The organism is Tsukamurella soli, from assembly GCF_039541155.1.
Taxonomy (GTDB): domain Bacteria; phylum Actinomycetota; class Actinomycetes; order Mycobacteriales; family Mycobacteriaceae; genus Tsukamurella; species Tsukamurella soli.
Window position 1 is genome coordinate 1 of the sequence record NZ_BAABFR010000192.1, and the last position, 3855, is coordinate 3855.

At 72.3% G+C, this 3855-nt stretch carries 5 protein-coding genes; all 5 read left to right on the forward strand.

Features of this window, described 5'->3' with window-relative positions:
* Nucleotides 1–103: hypothetical protein (locus ABD908_RS26740; RefSeq protein WP_344992318.1), on the forward strand; the 103-nt coding region annotated here is incomplete at its 5' end.
* A gap of 98 nt (nt 104–201) precedes the next feature.
* The gene (locus ABD908_RS26745; protein ID WP_345001851.1) at nt 202–1551 is read left to right on the forward strand and encodes a hypothetical protein; all 1350 of its coding nucleotides are present in this window, start codon (nt 202–204) and stop codon (nt 1549–1551) included.
* Nucleotides 1548–2549 (forward strand): glutamate ABC transporter substrate-binding protein, encoded by a 1002-nt coding sequence (locus tag ABD908_RS26750; protein ID WP_345001853.1) that lies wholly within the window; start codon nt 1548–1550, stop codon nt 2547–2549. The genes ABD908_RS26745 and ABD908_RS26750 overlap by 4 nt, the downstream gene beginning before the upstream one ends.
* Before the next feature lie 11 nt (nt 2550–2560).
* Nucleotides 2561–3655 carry a M1 aminopeptidase family protein gene (locus ABD908_RS26755; RefSeq protein ID WP_345001855.1) on the forward strand — a complete coding sequence of 365 codons (1095 nt, stop codon included), beginning with the start codon at nt 2561–2563 and terminating at the stop codon, nt 3653–3655.
* Nucleotides 3652–3855: hypothetical protein (locus tag ABD908_RS26760; protein ID WP_345001857.1), on the forward strand; the 204-nt coding region annotated here is incomplete at its 3' end. The genes ABD908_RS26755 and ABD908_RS26760, both read left to right, overlap by 4 nt.

Genomic DNA, 3855 nt, shown 5'->3' on the forward strand with positions numbered 1-3855 from the left:
CATCGCCCGGATGGCGTTCGGCTTCCACAGCCCCGACTCCCTCATCGCCCTCGCCATGCTCAGCCTCGGCGGTCACCGCCCCACCCTCCCCGGCCGGAACTGACCCACACATATGTCAGGAGGGCCCCAATTTGACGGCTTAGTGGCCTTGCGGGCGCCCCACCTGTGGCTAGTCTGACGACAATCCGCAGGGAGGTGAACATGGCGTCGACAGCTGCAACCACCAAGACCTCGGTGGGATCCACGACGGAGACCGCCGCGACCAGGTCGGCACGCCGGGTGGCGGCGCTGCGGGCACTGGCCCGAACCACACCGGGCATCCTGCTGCTGCTGGCCGTCGGCGTGGTGCTCGCCAGCGTGCTGGCCGGGGCTCTGACCGCGGCGGGGGTCGCCCATCGGTCACGTGCGCTCGATGCCCTCGCGCACCGCAGCGGGCCCCTCGCGGTGGCCGCGCAGAACATCTACCGGGCACTCTCGGACGCGGACGCCACCACGAACAGCGGGTTCCTGGCCGGTGGGCAGGAGGTCACGGCGGACCGCGCCCGCTACACCGCCGACATCGCTCAGGCCGGCACCGCGTTGGCCCTCGCGACGTCGGCGCAGACGTCCGCCGCCGCGGCCGACCCGGACAGCCCAGTCGCGGTGCTCACCTCGGGCCTGCCCGTGTACACCGGCCTCGTGGAGACGGCGCGCGCCGACAACCTGCAGGGCTTCCCTGTAGGGGCCGCCTACCAGCGCGAGGCGTCCAACCTGATGCGGACGCGTCTACTACCGGCCGCCGAGAGCCTCTACCGGACACAGGTCGCGGAGCGCACCGCCGACCAGGACTCGGCAGGCGGGTTCCCGTGGCTCGAGCTGCTGTTCGGGTTGGTCCTGCTGGCGGTGTTGGTGGTGGCGCAATGGTTCGTGTGGCGACGTTCGAGACGCCGGGTCAACCTCGGCCTGGCGCTGGCCACGGCCGCCGCCGCGATCTCGCTGCTGTGGGTGCTGCTTGCGTCGCTCGTGGTGATGGCCTCCGTGCACGCGAGTCGAACCGACGGATCGACGCAGACCGACATCCTCACGCAGGCCCGGATCGCCGCGCTCAACGCACGGGCCGACGAGACGCTCACGCTGGTGGCCCGCGGCGCCGGCGGCGCGTATGAGAAGGACTATCGGGCAATGCAGTCCGACGATGACGGCCTGCTCGACCGGGCCGCAGACCTCGCCACCGACGCCACCGTCCGGCAGGACGAGCGCACCGCCCGCGCCGCCGTCGACGCCTGGAACGCCACCCATGCCGCCGTACGCACGGCGGACGACTCCGGTGACTATCCGGCAGCGGTGCAGCTCGCGGTCGGGACCGCGCCGAACGGCTCTGCGGCAGCGTTCGACAGCGTCGACCGCTCTCTGGCCCACGCGATCTCGACGACCAACAGCGCATTCGAGCGCAACGCATCGGACGCCGAAGACGCGCTGATCGGCGCCGTGTGGGCCGTGATCGTGCTCGCGCTGGTGAGTGCCGCCGGCGCGGTCGCGGGGATCTGGCAGCGGCTCGAGGAGTACCGATGATCCCACTGATCACGCGCCGCCGGGGTGCGGCCGCGCCGGCCCTCGCCGCGCTGGGAGTGGCCGTCACCGTCGTCGCGGGCTGCAGTAGCGGCTCGACTCAGCTCGGCGGCGCCTCCTCCCCCTCGGTGTGGGCCCCGATGCCCGCCGGGGTCACCGAGATCCGCTCCCTGCCGGGCACAGCCTCCGACACCGGCTGCGGCGACCCGACGGCGAGCTATCGGCCGACCGGCGCGCAGACGGGCGGCACACTCGCGATGATTCGGGCGCGGGGACGACTGATCGCCGGTGTCGACCAGAACACCTACAAGTTCGGTTACCGCAACCCCGTGACCGGCCGGCTCGAGGGGTTCGATGTGGACATCGCCCGCGCGGTGGCGAAGGCGATCTTCGGTAACCCCGACGCGATCCAGTTCCGTGTGGTCGACCCCGGGACGCGGATCGCTGCGGTACAGGACCACGATGTGGACATCACGGTGGACACGATGACGGTCAACTGCGCCCGCTGGAAGGACGTGGCGTTCAGCACCGTCTACTACCAGGCCGGGCAGCGCGTACTGGTGCCCAAGTCCTCGACGGCCACGTCGATCGCGTCGCTGGGCGGCAAGAAGGTCTGCGCTGCAGCAGGATCCACATCCATCCAGAACATCGTGAACGCGGCCGGCACCGGGGGTTCGAAGCCCATCGGGATCCAGGTGTCGGACTGGACCGACTGCCTCGTGATGCTGCAGCAGAACCAGGTGGACGCGATCTCGACCGATGACACGATCCTGGCCGGCCTGGCCGCGCAGGACCCGTCCACCAAGATCGTCGGGCCCGCGATGACCTCCGAGCCGTACGGTATCGCGATCGCGAAGGACCGAATCGATCTGGTGCGGTTCGTCAACGGCGTGCTGGCACAGATGCGTACCGACGGGGAGTGGCAGACGATCTACCACCGCTGGCTCGCCGGCCTGCTCGGAGATACCGGGACGCCGCCGACGCCCCGGTACCGGGACTGACGGTGGGCGCCATGACGTCGCGACTCCAGGAACTCGGGCAGGCGCTCGATCGCGTGCTCGCGGACGGCGACCAGATCGCGGAGTCCTTGGTGGCCATGGACTCCCACCCCGGGATCCGTCTGCTCTCCGGCGTCGCGCCGACGGGTCTCACGGCACGCAGGTGGCCGGAGGCGGCGGCCGCCATGTCGGCGGCATGGCAGTACCACGGCCGGTTCCGCGAGGTGGTCGAGCAAGCGAGAGAGCTGCGGCGGCGAGCGGACCGCCCCCGGCGCAGGCCGGCCGACGCCGATCTCGTCGAGCTGCCCGAACTGCTGTACGGGCCGGTGACGGGTGGGCTGGGCGACCGGCCCGGCAAGGACGGTCCGCTGACGCTCGCCGACCTGATCGCGCGGATAGCAGTCGGCCGCGACACCGCGCTCGGGGTGCTCACGGCGGTGCAGAACGCCTGGGTGGAGACGATGCCGCCGCTCGACACCGTGGACCGACGGCTCGCCGAGGCTGCGGTGCTCGCGGAATCCGTTGGTACCGGCCGGAACCGGGTGGTAGCGCTGCGACGCGAACTGGAACGTGCGCGGGAGGCGGTGATCACCGACCCGCTGTCGGCGCGCATCGCCGACCCGGTTCCCGCGCTCGCGGGGCGGCTCGACGCCCTGACTGCAGAGCTGGCCTGCCACGCCGCGGTCCGCGACGGCTTCGACGCGCGGCTGGCGGCCCTGGACGCCGTCCTCAGGGACGTGGAGGCCACGGAGGCCACTGCGCCCCAGTCGTATTCGTCGGTTCTGGACACGATCGCCGCGCCCGGACTACCCGTGCCCGACGATCGCGGCTCGGCCGGGCTGCGGTCGCGGATAGACCGCCTCCGGGCCCTGCGCGACACCGCGAGCCGCGGGGCGCTCGCGGCGGAGCCGGCCGCGGTCGACCGACTGGCGGGCGACACCCACTCCGCCGCACTGCAGACGCTCCGCTCGGTGACGGGGCAGCTGGACCGCCGGGCGGAACTGCGTGGCCGACTCTCGGCGTACCAGGCGAAGGCCGCATACTTCGGGCTCGCCGAGGCCGTGGCAGCGCGGACCGCAGGACTGTACGGACAAGGGGGCCGACAATGAGCCGGAGCGCGGCGGGCCGATGCCCGCGACAGGGGTGCGGCGGCACCGCCGACGCCGACGGGTTCTGCGACACCTGCGGCATGGAGGTACCGACGTCGACGGCGCCAGACCTGGACGGGTCGGCGACATCGGCGGCGGCGTCCCAGGCGACCGGGCGGGCCACGTCGGCGGCGACCTCGGCCGCGACCTCGGCGGCCACG

Bases quoted from the DNA above. Each gene is read 5' to 3' on its own strand.
- ABD908_RS26750 (WP_345001853.1), top strand. From the start codon at position 1,548: ATGATCCCACTGATCACGCGCCGCCGGGGTGCGGCCGCGCCGGCCCTC.
- ABD908_RS26755 (WP_345001855.1), top strand. From the start codon at position 2,561: ATGACGTCGCGACTCCAGGAACTCGGGCAGGCGCTCGATCGCGTGCTC.
- ABD908_RS26745 (WP_345001851.1), top strand. From the start codon at position 202: ATGGCGTCGACAGCTGCAACCACCAAGACCTCGGTGGGATCCACGACG.